The organism is Rhizobium sp. BK377 (assembly GCF_014193935.1).
In the GTDB taxonomy this organism is placed as follows: domain Bacteria; phylum Pseudomonadota; class Alphaproteobacteria; order Rhizobiales; family Rhizobiaceae; genus Rhizobium.
In genome coordinates, this window is sequence record NZ_JACIAC010000002.1 from 852100 (window position 1) to 869209 (window position 17110).

Consider the following 17110-nt stretch of genomic DNA (forward strand, 5'->3'; position numbering starts at 1 on the left):
GTCCGCTTTTCCGGACTGCACGGCTGAACTCAACATTCATAACAAAGAAGGCCGAATCCGGGATTATTATATTTTTGTAATTTGAATAAGCAGAGGGCTGGCCATAAGCTCGATGTCAACAAAGCGATCCCCACGCGAGGCACCATCCCTACCCCCGGCGCCGCCTCGCAAGGGTGCCTTTGCAAATACCCGCCGGCTTGGGTTTCGACCCTGTGTCGCTGACGGAAGCAAAGAGCAAGAAGGCAGGAGCGCCCCCAGCTCCTGCCTTCTTAATTTTTAGGCTATACGCAGCCATTCTATTGAGCTTTACCTTACCAATTAACCCCTGAAACACAAAAGCATTGACACTTCCGATAGGCGTGGCAAATGAATCCACGAAACTCCTGGACAGCGTCATGGCCTATACCGCAGAAAATCTTGCAGCCGACGATAATTTTCTTGCTGCAATTCTTCATTGTGCCAATCAAATGCTCGCGATTTATCGCGATAGCCCGCGTATTGCATCGATATTCGCCGCGCAGCAGCGCTGGCTGATGGCGCATACCGGTTTCGCTCTCTATTACGGCTATCCTGGCGATGAGAGACGAGGCCTCTATTCCGGCCGCTTCATCGATTTCGTCATCCAGAACAAGATCGCCAGCCGCAACACGGCAGCTGCCTTCGTGCAGGAGATGCTGGCCTACCGGTTTCTGCGTCCCATTCGGGGCGACGACAAACGCACCCGCTTCCTCGAGCCGACGGAAACGGCCGAGCAGCATTTTGCCAAATGGCTGGTCGCCCACCTGATGATTCTGGATAGCCTCGACGGCGGCCGCCGCGCGGAAAATCTGACGACTGATCCCACATTGATCGCCCGCCTGCAGCCGCTCATCGCCAAGAAGATTATCGAGACCGAAGCCGTGCGCGATCCCGGCGCCACCTTCAACCTCTTCAACTGGGCCAATTCCGGCGGCCTTGTGATGGATTACCTGATTTCGCGCCTGCCCGGCTTTCCACATTTTGCCGACCGCGTCGTCGTCGGTCCGCTGTCGCTGCGCGAGATTCGCGATCAGTTCATGATTTCCAATACGCACCTGAAACGCCTGCTCACACAGGCGGCCGACATGGGAAGCGTGGGATGGACCGAGCCGCCGAGAAAGGGCGATTTCTGGCTTTCCCGCGGTTTCGTGCTCGAATATTGGAATTATCAGGCGGCGAAATTCGCCATCATCGATTCAGCCGCCGAAGCCGTGCTTGGGCCTGCGGTCGAAGAACAACCGCAGGCAAGGCGCCTTATTTCAAGAGCTCTTTGACCGTGCCGGAAGCCTTGGCAAAGTCCATCTGGCCGGCATAACGCTCTTTGAGAGCAGCCATGATTTTGCCCATGTCCTTCGGGCCTTCGGCGCCGACTTCCCTGATGATGGCTGCAATATTGGCGCGCACTTCATCATCCGAAAGCTGCTTGGGCAGGAAATCCTGGATGACGGCAATTTCAGCGCGTTCCTTCGCTGCCAGCTCCGGACGGGCATTTTCCTCGTAAATCTTCGCCGACTCATCGCGCTGCTTCACCATCTTGGCGAGGATCTGCAACACCTCCTCATCGCCAGCCTCTTCCTTACCGGCGCCGCGATTGGCGATGTCACGATCCTTGATCGCGGCCTGGATGAGGCGGATGGTGCCGAGACGGTCCATCTTCTTTGCCTTCATGGCCTCTTTGAGCTCAGTGGCGAGTTGATCGCGCAGCATGTCGTTACTCCTTTTAAATGGCGCTTTCATAAACCAGGCTGATGCATGGGATCAAATAAATTGCGAGAATCGCGGCAATATCGGCAGGAAAAGTGCCGCAATCTGCAGTACAAAGATTGACCTAGGCAGAGAGCGTGGCTATCTACCGCCACCTGCACCAAAATTCGTGATCAGGCGTCAAACGCGGCCAAAGCCGCGCGCCTGCACCTGCGAGATCAAATGGCCGGCTCGCGTTGCCAGAACGCCAAGCCCGCCGGAAACGGGATGAAGATGACCGCGACAGCACCCTGGACAACCGAAAAGCCGACCGCCCTGCTCGTTCTTGCCGATGGCACCGTCATCGAAGGCAAGGGTATCGGCGCAACCGGCAAGATCCAGGCGGAGGCCGTCTTCAATACGGCACTGACCGGCTACGAGGAAATCCTCACCGACCCCTCCTATCTCGGCCAGATCGTCACCTTCACCTTCCCGCATATCGGCAATATCGGCACCAACGAAGAAGATATCGAAGATCTCACACCGGCAGCGCGCCACGGCGCAGTCGGCGTCATCTTCAAGGCCGATATCACCGAACCTTCGAACTACCGTGCCGCCAAGCATCTTGACGCCTGGCTGAAGGCCCGCGGCATCATCGGCCTCTGCGGCATCGACACCCGCGCACTGACCGCCTGGATCCGCGAAAACGGGTCGCCGAACGCTGTCATCGCTCACGACCCCTCCGGCAATTTCGATATCGAAGCGCTGAAGGCAGAAGCCAAGGCCTGGAGTGGCCTCGAAGGCCTCGACCTCGCCAAGGTCGCATCATCAGGCCAGTCCTCGCAGTGGTCGCAGACCCCTTGGGTCTGGAACGAGGGCTATGGCGAACTCGGCGCTGCCGACACGAAGTATCATGTCGTCTGCCTGGATTACGGCGTCAAGCGCAACATCCTGCGCCTCTTCGCTGGCCTCGACTGCAAGGTCACGGTCATGCCGGCAACGACGAGCGCTGAGGACGTGCTCGCCTTGCAGCCGGATGGCATCTTCCTGTCGAACGGCCCGGGCGACCCGGCCGCCACAGGCGAATATGCCGTGCCGGTCATCAAGGAACTGATCGGCACCGATATCCCGGTCTTCGGCATCTGCCTCGGCCACCAGATGCTCGGCCTCGCACTCGGCGCCAAGACCGAAAAGATGCATCAGGGCCATCACGGCGCCAACCATCCGGTCAAGGATCACACGACCGGCAAGGTCGAGATCGTCTCCATGAACCACGGCTTCGCGGTCGACACGAAGTCGCTGCCCGAAGGCGTTGAAGAGACTCACGTATCGCTGTTCGACGGCACCAATTGCGGCCTGCGCGTTCTCGGCAAGCCGGTCTTCTCTGTCCAGCATCACCCAGAAGCCTCCCCCGGCCCGCAGGACAGCCACTACCTCTTCCGCCGCTTCGTCAACATGGTACGCGAGAAGAAGGGCGAACCGGCACTCGCCGAACGTTGATACCGGATCAAGGCTCGTCCAGGCGGGCCTTTTTCTTTGCCCGCATGTTGACCTCAACTTAACTTGAGGAATTACAGAACTGCCTGCAACACATCAGATGCAGGAGAAGACTGGATGAGCGGAGCTTTCTACAGGATAGACAAATTCGTCGTGCCGGCTGCGGCGCGCGAGGAATTTCTCGTCAATGTCATGATGACCCACAAGGTGCTGGAGGCACAGGAGGGCTTCATCAATCATACAGTGCTGGAACAGGTTGCCGGTCCCGGCGAATTCAATTTCGTGACGGTTGCCGAATGGGAAAACGCCGATGTCGTCGAACGCGTACGGGCGGTCGTTGCCGCAGCCCACAAGGCCGCCAATTTCGACCCTCAGGAAATGTTCGCTCGCCTCGGAATTCGCGCCGATATCGCCAGCTATAAGCCCGTTGCGGCCTGACAGCTGAGATATGACGGCCGGCTTAAATCCCGGCCGTCGCGCCCTCTCGGCGAACGAGAATGTAGAAGCGGGCGCAGAGCATGGCGGCAGCCGCAGCCAGCCCGACGAGAAAACCATACCAGATTCCAAGCCCGCCGAAGCCGAGCGGGAAGGCAAAGGCCCAGGCGAGGAAGAAGCCGATTGGCCAATAGGCGATCAGCGCCATGACCATCGGCACGCGCGCATCCTTCAGTCCACGCAGCAATCCGCTTGCGATTGCCTGCAGGCCGTCGACGAACTGGAAGAGACCGGCGATGACGATCAGCGGACCGGCATAGGCCAGCACTTCGGGTGCCTCCGGCAGGCTGACATCAAGGAAGAGCCGCGCCAGGACCTGCGGTATGGCAGCAAAGATGATGCTGCCGATGATGGACGCAGCGGCAGCAATGATGAGCACCGTGATGGCCGCCCTCACCAGCCCGGCATGATCGCCCTGCCCGTGCGCGACGCCGACACGAACGGTTGCCGCCTGGCCGAGACCGAGCGGGATCATGAAGGCCATCGACGCCCATTGCAGGGCGATACCATGCGCGGCAAGCTCGATGGTGCCGATATGCCCCATCAGCAGCGAGGCTGCCGTGAAGAGACTGACTTCGGCGAGGATGGTGATGCTGATCGGCAGGCCGAGGCGGACGACCTCGAAGAAGGCATGCCAGTCCGGCTTCCAGAAGCGCACGAAGATCTCATAGCGCCGCGTCTCCTCCCTGCCCTGCACATAGGAGAGGATGAAGAGGAAGCCCGCAGTCTGCACCGCGACGGACACGATCGCAGCACCTTCAAGGCCCATGACCGGAAAGCCGAAATGGCCGAGCACGAGGATATAGGCGCCGATCGCATTCAGCACCAGCATGGCAATGGTGACCTGGAGAATGACGCCAGCCTTGCCAATGGCGCTGACGAGCCCGCGCATGACGTTGTAAAGCAGACCGGGCAGCACACTGAACTGACCGATGATGATATAACCGTGGGCAAGCTTCGCCACTTCAGGCTTCTGCCCAAAGTACCGCAGGATTGCCTCGGAATTATAGAAGGCCGGCTGCATCAGCAGCCAATAGCAGATGACAACCCAGATCCCCATGCGCAGCGACCGGCGCACGCTCACGACATCGCCGCGGCCGTAGGCTTGAGCCACCATCGGGATGACGGCAATCGCAAAGCCCGAACCGAAAATCAGGATCGTGAACAGGAACTGGGCGGAAAGCACCATGGCAGCAAGATGCTCGGCTCCGAGCTGACCGACGATCATCACATCGGTCATTCCGATGCCGAATTGTGCAAGCTGGGCGCCGATCAACGGCACGCCGAGCATCAGCGTAGCGCGAAAATGCGCAGACCAGCGGTTGTCGTTTGCATGCGCGACGGCGCGCACGTCGATCGGCGTGTCCATGACACTATTCCTGAAATTGAATCGTTAAGGGCCGCAGCGCGGCAAAATATCATGTGGGCTTAGAGCAAAGCGGCACAAAGAACCACCCCAGAACAGGCAGATGCTGAAAAATTCATCACGGCTTCACTGTTTTTGATGGATCACTCCGCCGCGTTGAAAGCTTGTGCCGGCGCTTTCGATGTCGTCACGCGCGTCAGAAATACAACCGCAGCAACGAGGATGAAGAACGCTGCCAGCAGATAAGGCGCGCCGGCAAAGGTGATCGGCGCATCCGGCTTGGTGAAATAGCCGAACATCTGCGTGAAGATCAGCGGACCGATGATCGTGGTAATGCTGCTGATGCTGGTGAGCGCGCCCTGCAGCTCACCCTGTGCGGATGGCGGCACCTTGCCGGCGGCGATGCTGCGCAGCGGCGGATCGGCAACATTCTCCATGACCGTCAATACGATCACGGTATAGACGACCCAGCCCTCCCAGGCCAAAGCATAACCTGAAAGCGCCACCATCGAGAAACAGAGGCCGAGCACCGCCGTCTTCCATTCACCGAGAACAGGCACGACACGCGGCAGGACGAGCCCCATGACGAGAGCCGCACCGATACCGTAGATGCCGAGCGACAGGCCGATCTGTCCTTCGCTCCAGCCGTAGCGGAAGGTCGAGACGAAGGACCAGACCGACGGATAGACGGCATGAGCGAGGAAGAACAGAAACATCACCAGGCAAACCCAGCCGATACCGGGATAATGCCGCATTTGCCGCAGAGCGCCGAGCGGGTTTGCGCGCTTCCATTCGAAAGTGCGACGGTTTTTCGCTTCGAGCGTTTCGGGCAGCAGGAAACAGGCGGCAACAAAATTGATGAAGGAAAGCGCCGCCGCGCCGAAGAACGGCACGCGCGGTCCAAATTCGCCAAGGAAGCCGCCGATGACGGGACCGACCGTGAAACCGACACCGAAGGCGATGCCGATGAGGCCGAAATTCTTGGCGCGGTTCTCTTCATTGCTGATGTCGGCAATGTAAGCCGAGCAGGTGGCGAAGCTGCCGCCGCTGATGCCGGCAAGCACGCGGCCGACGAAGAGCATCCAGTAGCTGGTGGCGATGGCGCAGATGAAATTGTCGAACGCGAAGGTCAGCACCGAGAGCAGCAGGATCGGACGGCGCCCGAAACGGTCGCTCAAGTTTCCGAGCAGCGGCGCAAACAGGAACTGCATCAGCGAATAGATCAGCATCAGCCAGCCGCCATCGACAGCCGCATCGCTGACCGTGCCGCCCGTCAGTTCCTCCAGGTAAACAGGCAGCACCGGCATGATGATGGCGATGCCGATAATATCAAGAAAGAGAATGATGAAGACCAGGAAAAGGCCGCGGCGAACGAATTTCGGATCAAGCATGACACATCTCTACAGCTGATATTTTCTGGAAAGACGAGCTTGTCGCCGAATAAATGACATAGCCGATCGGAATGACCGAAACAATACGTGAACATTTCAATATTCTTGATGGAGAGGCCGCCAAAACTGATGGCTCAGGCGTTCTTTCGTTGCTCCATCCGCACAAAATCGACAAAGGCCCGCAACGGCGCGGGCATATGGCGGCGGCTCTGATAGTAAAGAAACGGGCCGGAAAATTCGCTGTCCCACTCGCTGAGGATCCGCACCAGCCGGCCTTCCGCAATCCCCGGCGCAAGCAGCTCTTCAAAGGTACGGATGACGCCAAGACCGGCAAGCGTGGCTTCGATTTCCATCTCCACCGCATTGGCGATGATGGGGCCGGACGGCGTAATCACGAGCACTTCACCATCTCGTTCGAATTCCCAGGCAAGCGTAGCGCCGCTGATGAAGCGATGCCGGATGCAGCTATGCTCCAGCAGATCTCTCGGATGCTGCGGCACGCCCCGCTTTTCCAGATAGGCGGGAGCAGCCGCCGTCACATAGCGCTGCCGGCGCGGGCCGATCGGCACGGCGATCATGTCGCGCTCCAGCCGCTCGTCATAGCGAATGCCGGCGTCGAAGCCGGCGGCCAGCACGTCGATGAATGTATCTTCGCCAATAATCTCCAGCGTGATCTGCGGATGGAGCGCCAGAAACCGCGCGGCGAGATGCGCCATGAAAAGCTTCAGGACGATACTCGGCACGTTGAGCCTGAGCGTGCCCACCGGACTGTCGCGAAAACTATCGAGCTGACCGAGCGCGGCGGCCACTTCCGAAAGGGCCGGTGAAAGCTTGTCGAGCAATCGCTGGCCCGCCGCCGTCGGCGTGACGGAGCGCGTCGTCCGATTGAGAAGCCTGACCCCGAGCCGCTCTTCGAGGCGCCGCAGGGAATCACTCAGCGACGACGCGGAAACCCCGCGCTTGCGGGCTGCGGAGCGGAAACTGCGTTCTCTTGCAATTGCGGCAAAGGCATCCAGATCACTGAGGGGAAGGTCATCCATTGTGCATTTTCCCGTACGGCCTGTTCGAGACTATCCGGATTATCGCACAAACTTGAGCGCGATAAAACAGCATCCGAAGACGGCATCGCCGCCGCTGAAGGAGAAAAAAATGCAGATTCATCGTTTGGGAAAAACCGGCCCAGAAGTCTCGGCTATCGGCCTCGGCTGCATGGGCATGTCGGGCATGTACGGCCCGTCCGACCGTGCTGAAAGCATTGCGACCATCCATGCCGCGCTCGACGCCGGCGTCAACCTGCTCGACACAGGCGACTTCTACGGCATGGGCCACAATGAAATGCTGATCGGCGAGGCGCTCAAGGGCCGCAAGCGCGAAGACGCGATCATCAGCGTCAAGTTCGGCGCGTTGCGCGATCCCTCCAATGGCTGGAACGGCTACGACGCGCGGCCCATCGCCGTGAAGAACTTCCTTGCCTATACGCTGCAGCGCCTAGGCGTCGACTATATCGACATCTACCGCCCTGCCCGTCTCGATCCAAACGTGCCGATCGAGGACACGGTCGGCGCGATCTCCGATCTCATCAAGGCCGGCTACGTCCGCCATGTCGGCCTCTCCGAGGTCGGCGCCGATACGATCCGCCGGGCTGCGGCCGTCGCACCGATTGCCGACCTGCAGATCGAATATTCACTGATCTCACGCGGCATCGAGGATGAGATCCTGCCGACAACCCGCGAACTCGGCATTTCCATCACAGCCTATGGGGTGCTGTCGCGCGGCCTCATCAGCGGCCACTGGCAGAAAGGCCAGCAGGGCGCAGGCGATTTCCGCGCCGTCAGCCCGCGCTTCCAGGAAGGCAATATCGATGAAAACCTTGCCCTGGTCGAAGAACTCCGGAAAATCGCGACCATCAAGGGCGCCTCGGTCGCGCAGGTCGCGATCGCCTGGGTAGCAGCTCAGGGGACGGATATCGTGCCGTTGGTCGGCGCCCGCCGTCGCGATCGGCTGACGGAAGCGCTCGGCTCCCGCGCGGTGGAGCTCACCGCAGACGATCTCTCCGCGATCGAACGCGCCGTGCCAAAAGGGGCTGCGAAGGGTGCCCGTTATCCAGAAGCCCAACTCAAGCACATGGACAGCGAAAAGTAAGCTACCCCGCATACCGGTACCCTGCCTTCAGAAAAGGTGCCGGATATTTCGATCAGATCGGGTTGGAGAAGGTATCGCAGGCCGAAAGCTGCCCGCTGTCGAAGCCACGCTTGAACCAGCGCATGCGCTGCGCCGACGTGCCGTGGTTGAAACTCTCCGGCACGACATAGCCCTGCGAACGCTTCTGCAGCGTATCGTCGCCGATCTGCTGCGCAGCGTTCAGCGCCTCCTCGAGATCGCCGGCGTCGAGAATACCCTTCTGCTGTGTAAACTTGCCCCAGATGCCGGCAAAGCAATCCGCCTGCAGCTCGACGCGGACCGACATCTTATTCGCGTCCGCCTCGCTCATGCGCTGGCGAGCCTCATTGAACTTCGGCAGGATGCCGAGCAGGTTCTGCACATGATGGCCGACCTCATGGGCGATCACATACGCTTCGGCGAAATCGCCTGAAGCGCCGAACCGATCGGAAAGCTCCTGGAAGAAGGCCGTGTCGAGATAGACCTTGTGGTCTCCGGGGCAGTAGAAGGGGCCGGTCGCAGCCGACGCAAATCCGCAGGCCGACTGCGTCTGGCCGGAGAAGAGAACGAGGCGCGGCTCCTCGTAATCCTTGCCCTGAGACTGGAAGATGCCGTGCCAGGTATCTTCGGTTTCGGCGAGAACCGTGCGCACGAAGGCAGTCATCTCATCATTGGCGGGAGCCTGCGGGGAGGAGTCACTCTGCGAATAACCGGAGCCGCCAGCGCCATCCATTGAGCCGCCGCCCTCCATCACCTGCAGCAGGTCGACGCCCATCGCCTTGAAGATCAGGTAGATGACGACGAGAAAGATGATCGTGCCGATGCTGAGCCCGCCGCCACGGCGACCAACGCCGCCACCCGACGGAAAATTGAAGCCGCCGCCACGGCCGAATGGATTACGTCCCCCCAAGCCACCGGACGGATCGCTACGACGATCCTCGATATTGTCGGACTGACGCCGGCCTTTCCATTCCATGTTCGATCTCCCCGGCGATGCGCTCATGCATGCTCTCAGGAGTCAGTTATATATCCGCCGCAAAGACGAATTCCAGCCGCTTCCTCACGCAACCCGGCTGCGGCGCGGACGAAACCCGATGGCCGCGCCGATCGCAGCGGTGACCAGCCCGAGCGGTGCCAGGGCCAGCCAGCTATTGCCAGAGAACGTGACCGCATGCATCAGCCGGCCCGGCAGCAATGTCGCAAGGCCTGCAACGACGATGCCGCCGAAATACATGCCCGATACGATCCGCCGATGGGTGCGGATATCATGACGCCGGGCAGCGAGAATTGCTCGCCAGCTTCCGGCGAGCACGAAGACAGAAAGAAGATGGGTTGGGCTGAAGCCATAGACGAGATTGATCTCGTGGATGAAGAAGCTCGACAGCGCCGTCACCACCATCAGCGCCATCCAGATCTTGCCAAGCAGACGGTGCCGCGGCGTGCCCTTCGGCCATGCAAGCAGATGGGCGCCGAGGATAGCCGCCGGCACGACGGCGGCAACGTGGATGTGAATGGCGACGGGGGCATTAAGCAGAGGTTCCAGGGTCATGAGCGGCTCCGGTTGAATTCGTCCTCTGTTTCCAGCATGACTGCATTCCTCTCAACAAACATGGCGTAGACGGCGGGAAAACTTCGTGGATCACCCATCCTTGCAATCCACGCTTCGCGAATTGCAGGTCTTCTGGCGCGCGCCGCGTTTCTGGGGAACCTTCCTCGCCGTCGTCCTGATCTTCGCGATCACCGGCCCCTATGGCACGATGGAAAGCATGGCAGTCGGCAAGCGCTTCGCCTACTGGCTGATCCTGCACGCCGTCGCCTGGTCGATTGCCATCCTGTTTTCAGTTCTCGCCGATGCGCTGCTGCGCAAAGTGCTGGATCGCATGTTCTGGCGCATGATGATCGGCTCGCTGGTCGCAGCCCTGCCGACCGGCTTTGCCATCGGCTTCATCGACTATGCCTTCAGCGGCAATTCGGCCGCGCTTGGCGGCGGCCTCGCAAGGGCGCTCTTCGCGCTGCCGCTCTGCGCCCTCTTCTGCTTTCTGACCTATCTCGCCATGCATCGCCAGATTGAGCAGGCAACGGCGCAAACACCGCCGGCGACCTCGATCCTCGACCGGCTGAAGCCGCAGAACCGCGGCGCCCTGCTGCGTCTATCCGTGCAAGATCACTATACCGAGGTCGTCACCAGCCGCGGCCGCGAGCTGGTGCTGTTGCGTTTTTCCGACGCGCTGCGCGAGATCAGCGGGACACCGGGCCTCCAGGTGCACAGGTCACATTGGGTGGCCGACGCCCATGTCGAAGCCCTGAAACGCGATAACGGCAGGATCTTCATCCTCGCACGCGACGGCACGCAGATTCCGGTCAGCCGGAGTTTTGCCGAGGAAGCCCGTCGGCGCTTCGGCTGAAGAAATGCCGGCAAATGCTTGACGCGACTCCTGCTTTCCCGCTTCCTGACGATGAGGAGACCTGGAGGAGAATGCCGATGAAAGCCGTGCGCCTGGAAGCGACCGGAAAGCTGTTTCTGCGCGAGGTGGAAAAGCCCGTTCCCGGACCGGGCGACCTGCTGGTGCGCGTCGAAGCCTGCGGCATCTGCGGCACCGACCGACATCTGTTCCTCGGCGAGTTCCCCTCCCATCCACCGGTGACCCTTGGCCACGAATTCGCCGGCATCATCGAAACAGTCGGCCCCGAGGTCAGCGGCTTCCGCCCCGGCATGCGCGTTACGGGTGATCCCAACATCGCCTGCGGCCGCTGCGAAGAATGCCACAATGGCCGGGTCAATCTTTGTCGAAACCTGCAGGCGATCGGCATCCATAAAGACGGCGGTTTTGCCGACTATGTCATCCTGCCGCACAAACAGGCCTTCGCCCTGCCGCCTGGCCTCGATCCGCTGCACGGCGCGTTTTGCGAGCCGCTAGCTTGCTGCCTCCACGGCGTCGATCTCGCCACTATTAAGACCGGCGCTTCCGTCATCGTGCTCGGCGGCGGTGTAATCGGCCTTCTCACCGTCCAGCTTGCCCGGCTTGCCGGCGCAACACGTATTCTCCTCGTCACCCGCAATGCCGAGAAACGCGCGCTTGCCGAAACACTCGGTGCCACCGCGACTTTCGATCCGTCACACGCGGATGTCGTCAGCAGCATTACCGGCGATCAAGGTTTGCTGCCCGGCGGCGCCGACGTCGTCTTTGAATGTGCTGGCGTGCTGGAAACGATGATGCAGGCGCCGAAGCTCGCAAGGCGTGGCGGCACTGCCGTCATCCTCGGCGTCATGCCGCAAGGCGCAAAGATAGAAATCGAACCCTTTGACCTGCTGTTTCGCGAAGTGAACCTTATCAGCTCTTTCCTCAACCCATTCACACACGGGCGCGCAGCCGACCTCATCGCCTCAGGCGCAATCAAGGTGGAGCAGCTGATTTCGCGTCGGATCACACTCGAACAGGCACCGGAAGCCATCGCCAATCCGGCGCTTGGCGGCGAGATTCGCACGCTCGTCGTGCCCGATGGGCAATTGGCTTCCAAAGGACGGTCCGAATTCCTGTCGATTCCGTGATTTATGGGGTTCCGTTTGCAAAAACATTTGCCTATAAGCCGCTTCTAGCCTGAAAAGACCCTCAATGCGCGACCCGACCCGGTGACCTCCCACCCTGGCCGGCTTTTTGCGCAGCTAGAAATGGATATCGCCCATGCCGAAGCGCCAAGACATCAAATCGATCCTCATCATCGGCGCGGGACCGATCGTCATTGGCCAGGCTTGCGAATTCGACTATTCCGGCACCCAGGCCTGCAAGGCGCTGAAGGAGGAAGGCTACCGCGTCATCCTCGTCAACTCCAACCCGGCCACGATCATGACCGACCCGGGTCTCGCCGATGCAACCTATGTCGAGCCGATCACGCCTGAAGTCGTCGCCAAGATCATCGCCAAGGAACGCCCCGACGCGCTGCTGCCGACCATGGGCGGCCAGACGGCGCTGAACACCGCTCTCTCGCTGAAGCGCATGGGCGTGCTCGATCGCTACAATGTAGAGATGATCGGCGCCAAGCCTGCCGCCATCGACATGGCTGAGGACCGCGCGCTGTTCCGCGAGGCGATGGCCCGCATCGGCCTTGAAACGCCGCGCTCGATGCTGGCAAACGCCACCGACATCAAGGACGCCGACCGCAAGACGCATGAAGCCGAGCGCGCCAAGCTGCGCGAAAGCCTTTCCGGCGCCGATCTCGACAAGGCGCTCGACGAACTGGAAAACCAGTGGAACCTCGGCGAGAGCGACCGCAAGCAGCGCTATATGAGCCATGCCATGGCAATCGCCGCCCAGGCAATTGACCATGTCGGCCTGCCCGCCATCATCCGCCCGTCCTTCACGCTCGGCGGCACCGGCGGCGGCATTGCCTATAACCGCTCGGAATTCTTCGAAATCGTCGGCAGCGGCCTCGATGCCTCGCCAACCACCGAAGTGCTGGTCGAAGAATCCGTCCTCGGCTGGAAGGAGTATGAGATGGAGGTCGTCCGCGACAAGGCGGATAACTGCATCATCATCTGCTCCATCGAAAACATCGATCCGATGGGCGTCCATACCGGCGACTCGATCACCGTTGCTCCGGCGCTGACGCTGACGGACAAGGAATACCAGATCATGCGCAACGCCTCGATCGCGGTGCTGCGCGAGATCGGCGTCGAAACTGGCGGTTCGAACGTGCAGTTCGCCGTCAATCCGAAGGACGGCCGCCTCGTCGTCATCGAAATGAACCCGCGCGTTTCGCGCTCCTCGGCGCTCGCCTCCAAGGCTACTGGGTTCCCGATTGCCAAGATCGCCGCCAAGCTCGCCATCGGCTATACGCTCGACGAACTCGAGAACGACATTACCGGCGGCGCGACCCCTGCCTCGTTCGAACCGTCGATCGACTATGTCGTCACCAAGATCCCGCGTTTCGCCTTCGAGAAATTCCCCGGCGCTTCCCCGGTTCTGACCACAGCCATGAAGTCGGTCGGCGAAGTCATGGCGATCGGCCGTACCTTTGCAGAATCGTTGCAGAAGGCTCTGCGCGGCCTGGAAACCGGTCTGACCGGCCTCGACGAAATCGAGATCCCCGATGCCGAAGAAGGTGAATCCAGCCTGAATGCCATCCGCGCCGCGATCGGCACGCCGACGCCGGATCGCCTGCGCATGGTCGCCCAGGCGCTGCGCATGGGCCTGACCATCGAGGAAGTGCACGAAGGCTGCAAGATCGACCCTTGGTTCATCGCCCAGCTGAAGAACATCGTCGACATGGAAGCCCGCATCCGTGAACACGGCCTGCCGACCGACGAGACCAACCTTCGCATGCTGAAGGCCATGGGCTTCTCCGATGCCCGCCTCGCCACGCTGACCGGCAAGCGCCCGAAGGAAGTGGCAGAGCTGCGCAACAGCCTGAACGTCCGCCCGGTCTTCAAGCGCATCGATACCTGTGCTGCCGAATTCGCCTCGCCGACCGCCTATATGTACTCGACCTATGAGACGCCTTTCGTCGGCACCGCCCGCTCCGAAGCGCTGGTCTCCGATCGCAAGAAGGTCGTCATCCTCGGCGGTGGCCCGAACCGTATCGGCCAGGGTATCGAATTCGACTATTGCTGCTGCCACGCCGCCTTCGCGCTGAAGGATGCCGGCTATGAAGCAATCATGATCAACTGCAACCCGGAAACGGTCTCGACCGATTACGACACGTCCGATCGCCTCTATTTCGAGCCACTGACGGCCGAAGATGTGATCGAAATCCTGCGCGCTGAGCAGGAAAAGGGCAAAGTCGTCGGCGTCATCGTCCAGTTCGGCGGCCAGACCCCGCTGAAGCTCGCTGAAGCGCTGGAAAAGAACGGCATCCCGATCCTCGGAACAGCACCCGACGCAATCGACCTTGCCGAAGACCGCGACCGCTTCCAGAAGCTTCTGATGAAGCTCGACCTCAACCAGCCGAACAACGGCATCGCCTATTCCGTCGAGCAGGCCCGCCTGGTCGCTGCCGAAATCGGCTTCCCGCTGGTCGTTCGCCCGTCCTACGTGCTCGGCGGCCGCGCTATGCAGATCATCCATGCTGAGAGCCAGCTGCAGAACTATCTGCTCGACACGGTTCCGGAACTGGTGCCCGAGGACATCAAGGCGCGCTACCCGAACGACAAGACCGGCCAGATCAACACGCTGCTCGGCAAGAACCCTCTTCTTTTCGACAGCTATCTGACCAATGCCATCGAAGTCGACGTCGATTGCCTCTCCGACGGTACTGACGTCTATGTCGCCGGCATCATGGAGCATATCGAAGAGGCCGGTATCCATTCAGGCGACAGCGCCTGCTCGCTGCCGCCACGCACGCTGTCGCGCGAGATGCTCGATGAGCTGGAGCGTCAGGCCAAAGCCATGGCGAAAGCGCTCAACGTCGGCGGCTTGATGAACGTGCAGTTCGCCATCAAGGATGACACCGTCTACGTACTCGAAGTCAACCCGCGCGCTTCGCGCACGGTACCCTTCGTCGCCAAGACCATCGGCGCGCCGATCGCCAAGATCGCCGCCCGCGTCATGGCCGGTGAGAAGCTTGATGCGACCTTCACAGCCTATGGCGAAAAGCCCGATCCGCGCGCTTTGAAGCATATCGCCGTCAAGGAAGCCGTCTTCCCCTTCGCCCGCTTCCCGGGCGTCGATACGCTGCTCGGCCCGGAAATGCGCTCCACCGGCGAAGTCATCGGCCTCGACAGCGATTTCGCGCTGGCCTTCGCAAAGTCGCAGCTCGGCGCCGGCGTCGAACTGCCGCGTGAAGGCACGGTCTTCGTATCCGTGCGCGATGCCGACAAGCCACGCGTTCTGCCGGCGATCCGAATCCTGGTCGAGCAAGGCTTCAAGGTGCTGGCAACCGGCGGCACGGCCCGCTTCCTCGCCGAAAACGGCATTGAGGCGACCAAGATCAACAAGGTTCTCGAGGGACGTCCGCATATCGAGGACGCCATCCGCAACCGCCAGGTCCAGCTCGTGATCAACACGACCGACGGCAACAAGGCGATCTCGGACTCCAAATCGCTGCGCCGCGCCACCCTCATGCAGAAGGTGCCCTACTACACCACGATGGCCGGCGCCGAAGCCGCCGCTCAGGCCATCAAGGCGCTCAAGGCCGGCAATCTCGAAGTCCGCCCGCTGCAAAGCTACTTCTGATCCTGCGAAGAGGCATCGCCTCTTCGCCTTCGCCTCCTCGGCCCCGCCAAAACTGCGACCTCAAATTGCAGACGTGGATACTTGATGTTAGCCTGCTTCCGGTCGTATCGGGGAAGCAGCATGTCGAAGAACATCGTCATTCTGTTCGACGGCACGTCGAACGAGATAACTGCAGACCGCACCAATATTTTGCGTCTGTTCGGAACACTGAAGCGCTCCGACGACCAGATCGTCTATTATGACCCCGGCGTCGGCACGCTGGGAGCAGCAGATGCCTGGTCGTCCTTTTATCGCCAATCTATCGAGGTCTGGGGCCTTGCGACTGGTTGGGGTCTCGATGAAAATGTCAAAGATGCCTACCGTTTCCTCGTCGAAAATTATGATTCCGGCACCCCCGACGATCACGGAGGCCATCCCGACAGGGATCGCATCTATATTTTCGGCTTCAGCCGCGGCGCCTATACGGCCCGCGTTCTCGCAGGTTTCATTCATGCCTTCGGGCTATGCAGCAGATATCACCTGAACCTGCTCGATTACGCTTACAGAACCTATAAGGGCATTCCCGAACAGGAGCAGCGCGCCGATGGCGGGGATCCCTCATCAGCCTTCAAGAGCATGCGGCTCTACGAGCGTATGCTGCGCAACGACCGACCGCCGATCAAGCTGCTTGGTCTCTTCGACACCGTCGCCTCTGTCATCGAAAAGGGCAAAGGACGCATTCAGTTCAAGACCCATCCCTTCACCCGCAAGAATCCGAGCGTCGAATATGTACGCCATGCCATGGCGATAGACGAGCGAAGAACTATGTTCCAGCCGGAATTGTGGACGCCGGATCAGGACTACCGCGGCAATCCCTTCAAGCCCGCAACCGCAAAACAGGACTTTAAGGAGGTCTGGTTTGCCGGTGTCCACGGCGATATCGGCGGCGGTTACCCGGAGGCTGAAAGCGCCCAGATCAAGATACCGCTCGACTGGATGATCCGCGAAACGGGGCCGGCAGGCCTGCTCTATGTTTCGCGCACGATCAATAACATCGTCCTTGGCAAGAACGACAAGTATTATGTCGAGCTCAACGCGGCCGCATCGCTGCATGACTCGATGAGCGCAGGCTGGAAACTGCTCGAATATATTCCGCGGCGCGTGCCGGAAAATTCCTGGCGCAGGCGTGGCGATAGAGGCGGCGTTTATCTTCCGCGCGAAGACAGGCGCTTCATCCCCGATGGCGCAAATCTGCATGAATCCGTGAGGGTGCGCATGGTGACCGGATATAATCCACCGAACCTGCCGAAAGATCCGGTCTTCGTTCACTGACGCATTGAATCGAATTCTGC

14 protein-coding genes are annotated in these 17110 nt (G+C 60.5%); 8 read left to right on the forward strand and 6 right to left on the reverse strand.

Annotated elements, in window-relative coordinates; genetic code table 11:
• Nucleotides 1-395: 395 nt before the first annotated feature.
• The gene (locus FHT92_RS12990; protein ID WP_183825645.1) at nt 396-1292 is read left to right on the forward strand and encodes a hypothetical protein; all 897 of its coding nucleotides are present in this window, start codon (nt 396-398) and stop codon (nt 1290-1292) included.
• Here FHT92_RS12990 and FHT92_RS12995 read toward each other — a convergent pair.
• Entirely contained in the window at nt 1273-1725 is a 453-nt protein-coding gene (locus tag FHT92_RS12995) for a GatB/YqeY domain-containing protein (RefSeq protein ID WP_183825648.1), read from the reverse strand. The genes FHT92_RS12990 and FHT92_RS12995 overlap by 20 nt on opposite strands.
• Before the next feature lie 270 nt (nt 1726-1995).
• Between FHT92_RS12995 and carA the strand changes: the two genes are divergently transcribed.
• Together carA and FHT92_RS13005 are read left to right on the forward strand one after the other, a co-directional pair.
• Nucleotides 1996-3201, forward strand: coding sequence for a glutamine-hydrolyzing carbamoyl-phosphate synthase small subunit (gene carA, locus FHT92_RS13000; RefSeq protein ID WP_183826264.1), 1206 nt, complete (start codon nt 1996-1998; stop codon nt 3199-3201).
• 114 nt (nt 3202-3315) lie between these two features.
• Nucleotides 3316-3636, forward strand: coding sequence for an antibiotic biosynthesis monooxygenase (locus tag FHT92_RS13005; protein WP_183825651.1), 321 nt, complete (start codon nt 3316-3318; stop codon nt 3634-3636).
• Between the two features lie 22 nt (nt 3637-3658).
• Here the strand turns inward: FHT92_RS13005 and FHT92_RS13010 are convergent, their stop codons facing one another.
• From FHT92_RS13010 to FHT92_RS13020, 3 genes are all read right to left on the reverse strand, one after another.
• Entirely contained in the window at nt 3659-5062 is a 1404-nt protein-coding gene (locus tag FHT92_RS13010; RefSeq protein ID WP_183825654.1) for an MATE family efflux transporter, read from the reverse strand.
• Nucleotides 5063-5202: 140 nt separating this feature from the next.
• Nucleotides 5203-6450 carry a TCR/Tet family MFS transporter gene (locus tag FHT92_RS13015; protein ID WP_183825656.1) on the reverse strand — a complete coding sequence of 416 codons (1248 nt, stop codon included), beginning with the start codon at nt 6448-6450 and terminating at the stop codon, nt 5203-5205.
• 134 nt (nt 6451-6584) lie between these two features.
• Complete coding sequence (locus tag FHT92_RS13020; protein ID WP_183825659.1) at nt 6585-7490, reverse strand: LysR family transcriptional regulator; 906 nt, start codon at nt 7488-7490, stop codon at nt 6585-6587.
• Between the two features lie 109 nt (nt 7491-7599).
• On the opposite strand from FHT92_RS13020, the gene FHT92_RS13025 reads away from it, so the two are divergent.
• Complete coding sequence (locus FHT92_RS13025) at nt 7600-8592, forward strand: aldo/keto reductase (RefSeq protein WP_183741031.1); 993 nt, start codon at nt 7600-7602, stop codon at nt 8590-8592.
• Between the two features lie 52 nt (nt 8593-8644).
• Here the strand turns inward: FHT92_RS13025 and FHT92_RS13030 are convergent, their stop codons facing one another.
• Nucleotides 8645-9586: a neutral zinc metallopeptidase gene (locus FHT92_RS13030; RefSeq protein WP_183741033.1), complete on the reverse strand. Its 942-nt coding sequence runs from the start codon at nt 9584-9586 to the stop codon at nt 8645-8647.
• A gap of 84 nt (nt 9587-9670) precedes the next feature.
• Nucleotides 9671-10159 (reverse strand): DUF2306 domain-containing protein, encoded by a 489-nt coding sequence (locus FHT92_RS13035; RefSeq protein ID WP_183825662.1) that lies wholly within the window; start codon nt 10157-10159, stop codon nt 9671-9673.
• Between the two features lie 85 nt (nt 10160-10244).
• Between FHT92_RS13035 and FHT92_RS13040 the strand changes: the two genes are divergently transcribed.
• From FHT92_RS13040 to FHT92_RS13055, 4 genes are all read left to right on the forward strand, one after another.
• Nucleotides 10245-11015, forward strand: a complete 771-nt coding sequence (locus FHT92_RS13040; protein WP_183825665.1) for a LytTR family DNA-binding domain-containing protein — start codon at nt 10245-10247, stop codon at nt 11013-11015.
• Nucleotides 11016-11092: 77 nt separating this feature from the next.
• Nucleotides 11093-12160, forward strand: a complete 1068-nt coding sequence (locus FHT92_RS13045) for a zinc-dependent alcohol dehydrogenase family protein (RefSeq protein WP_183825668.1) — start codon at nt 11093-11095, stop codon at nt 12158-12160.
• 133 nt (nt 12161-12293) lie between these two features.
• Nucleotides 12294-15779, forward strand: a complete 3486-nt coding sequence (carB, locus tag FHT92_RS13050) for a carbamoyl-phosphate synthase large subunit (protein WP_183825671.1) — start codon at nt 12294-12296, stop codon at nt 15777-15779.
• A gap of 120 nt (nt 15780-15899) precedes the next feature.
• Nucleotides 15900-17090 (forward strand): DUF2235 domain-containing protein, encoded by a 1191-nt coding sequence (locus FHT92_RS13055; RefSeq protein ID WP_183825674.1) that lies wholly within the window; start codon nt 15900-15902, stop codon nt 17088-17090.
• Nucleotides 17091-17110 lie beyond the last annotated feature (20 nt).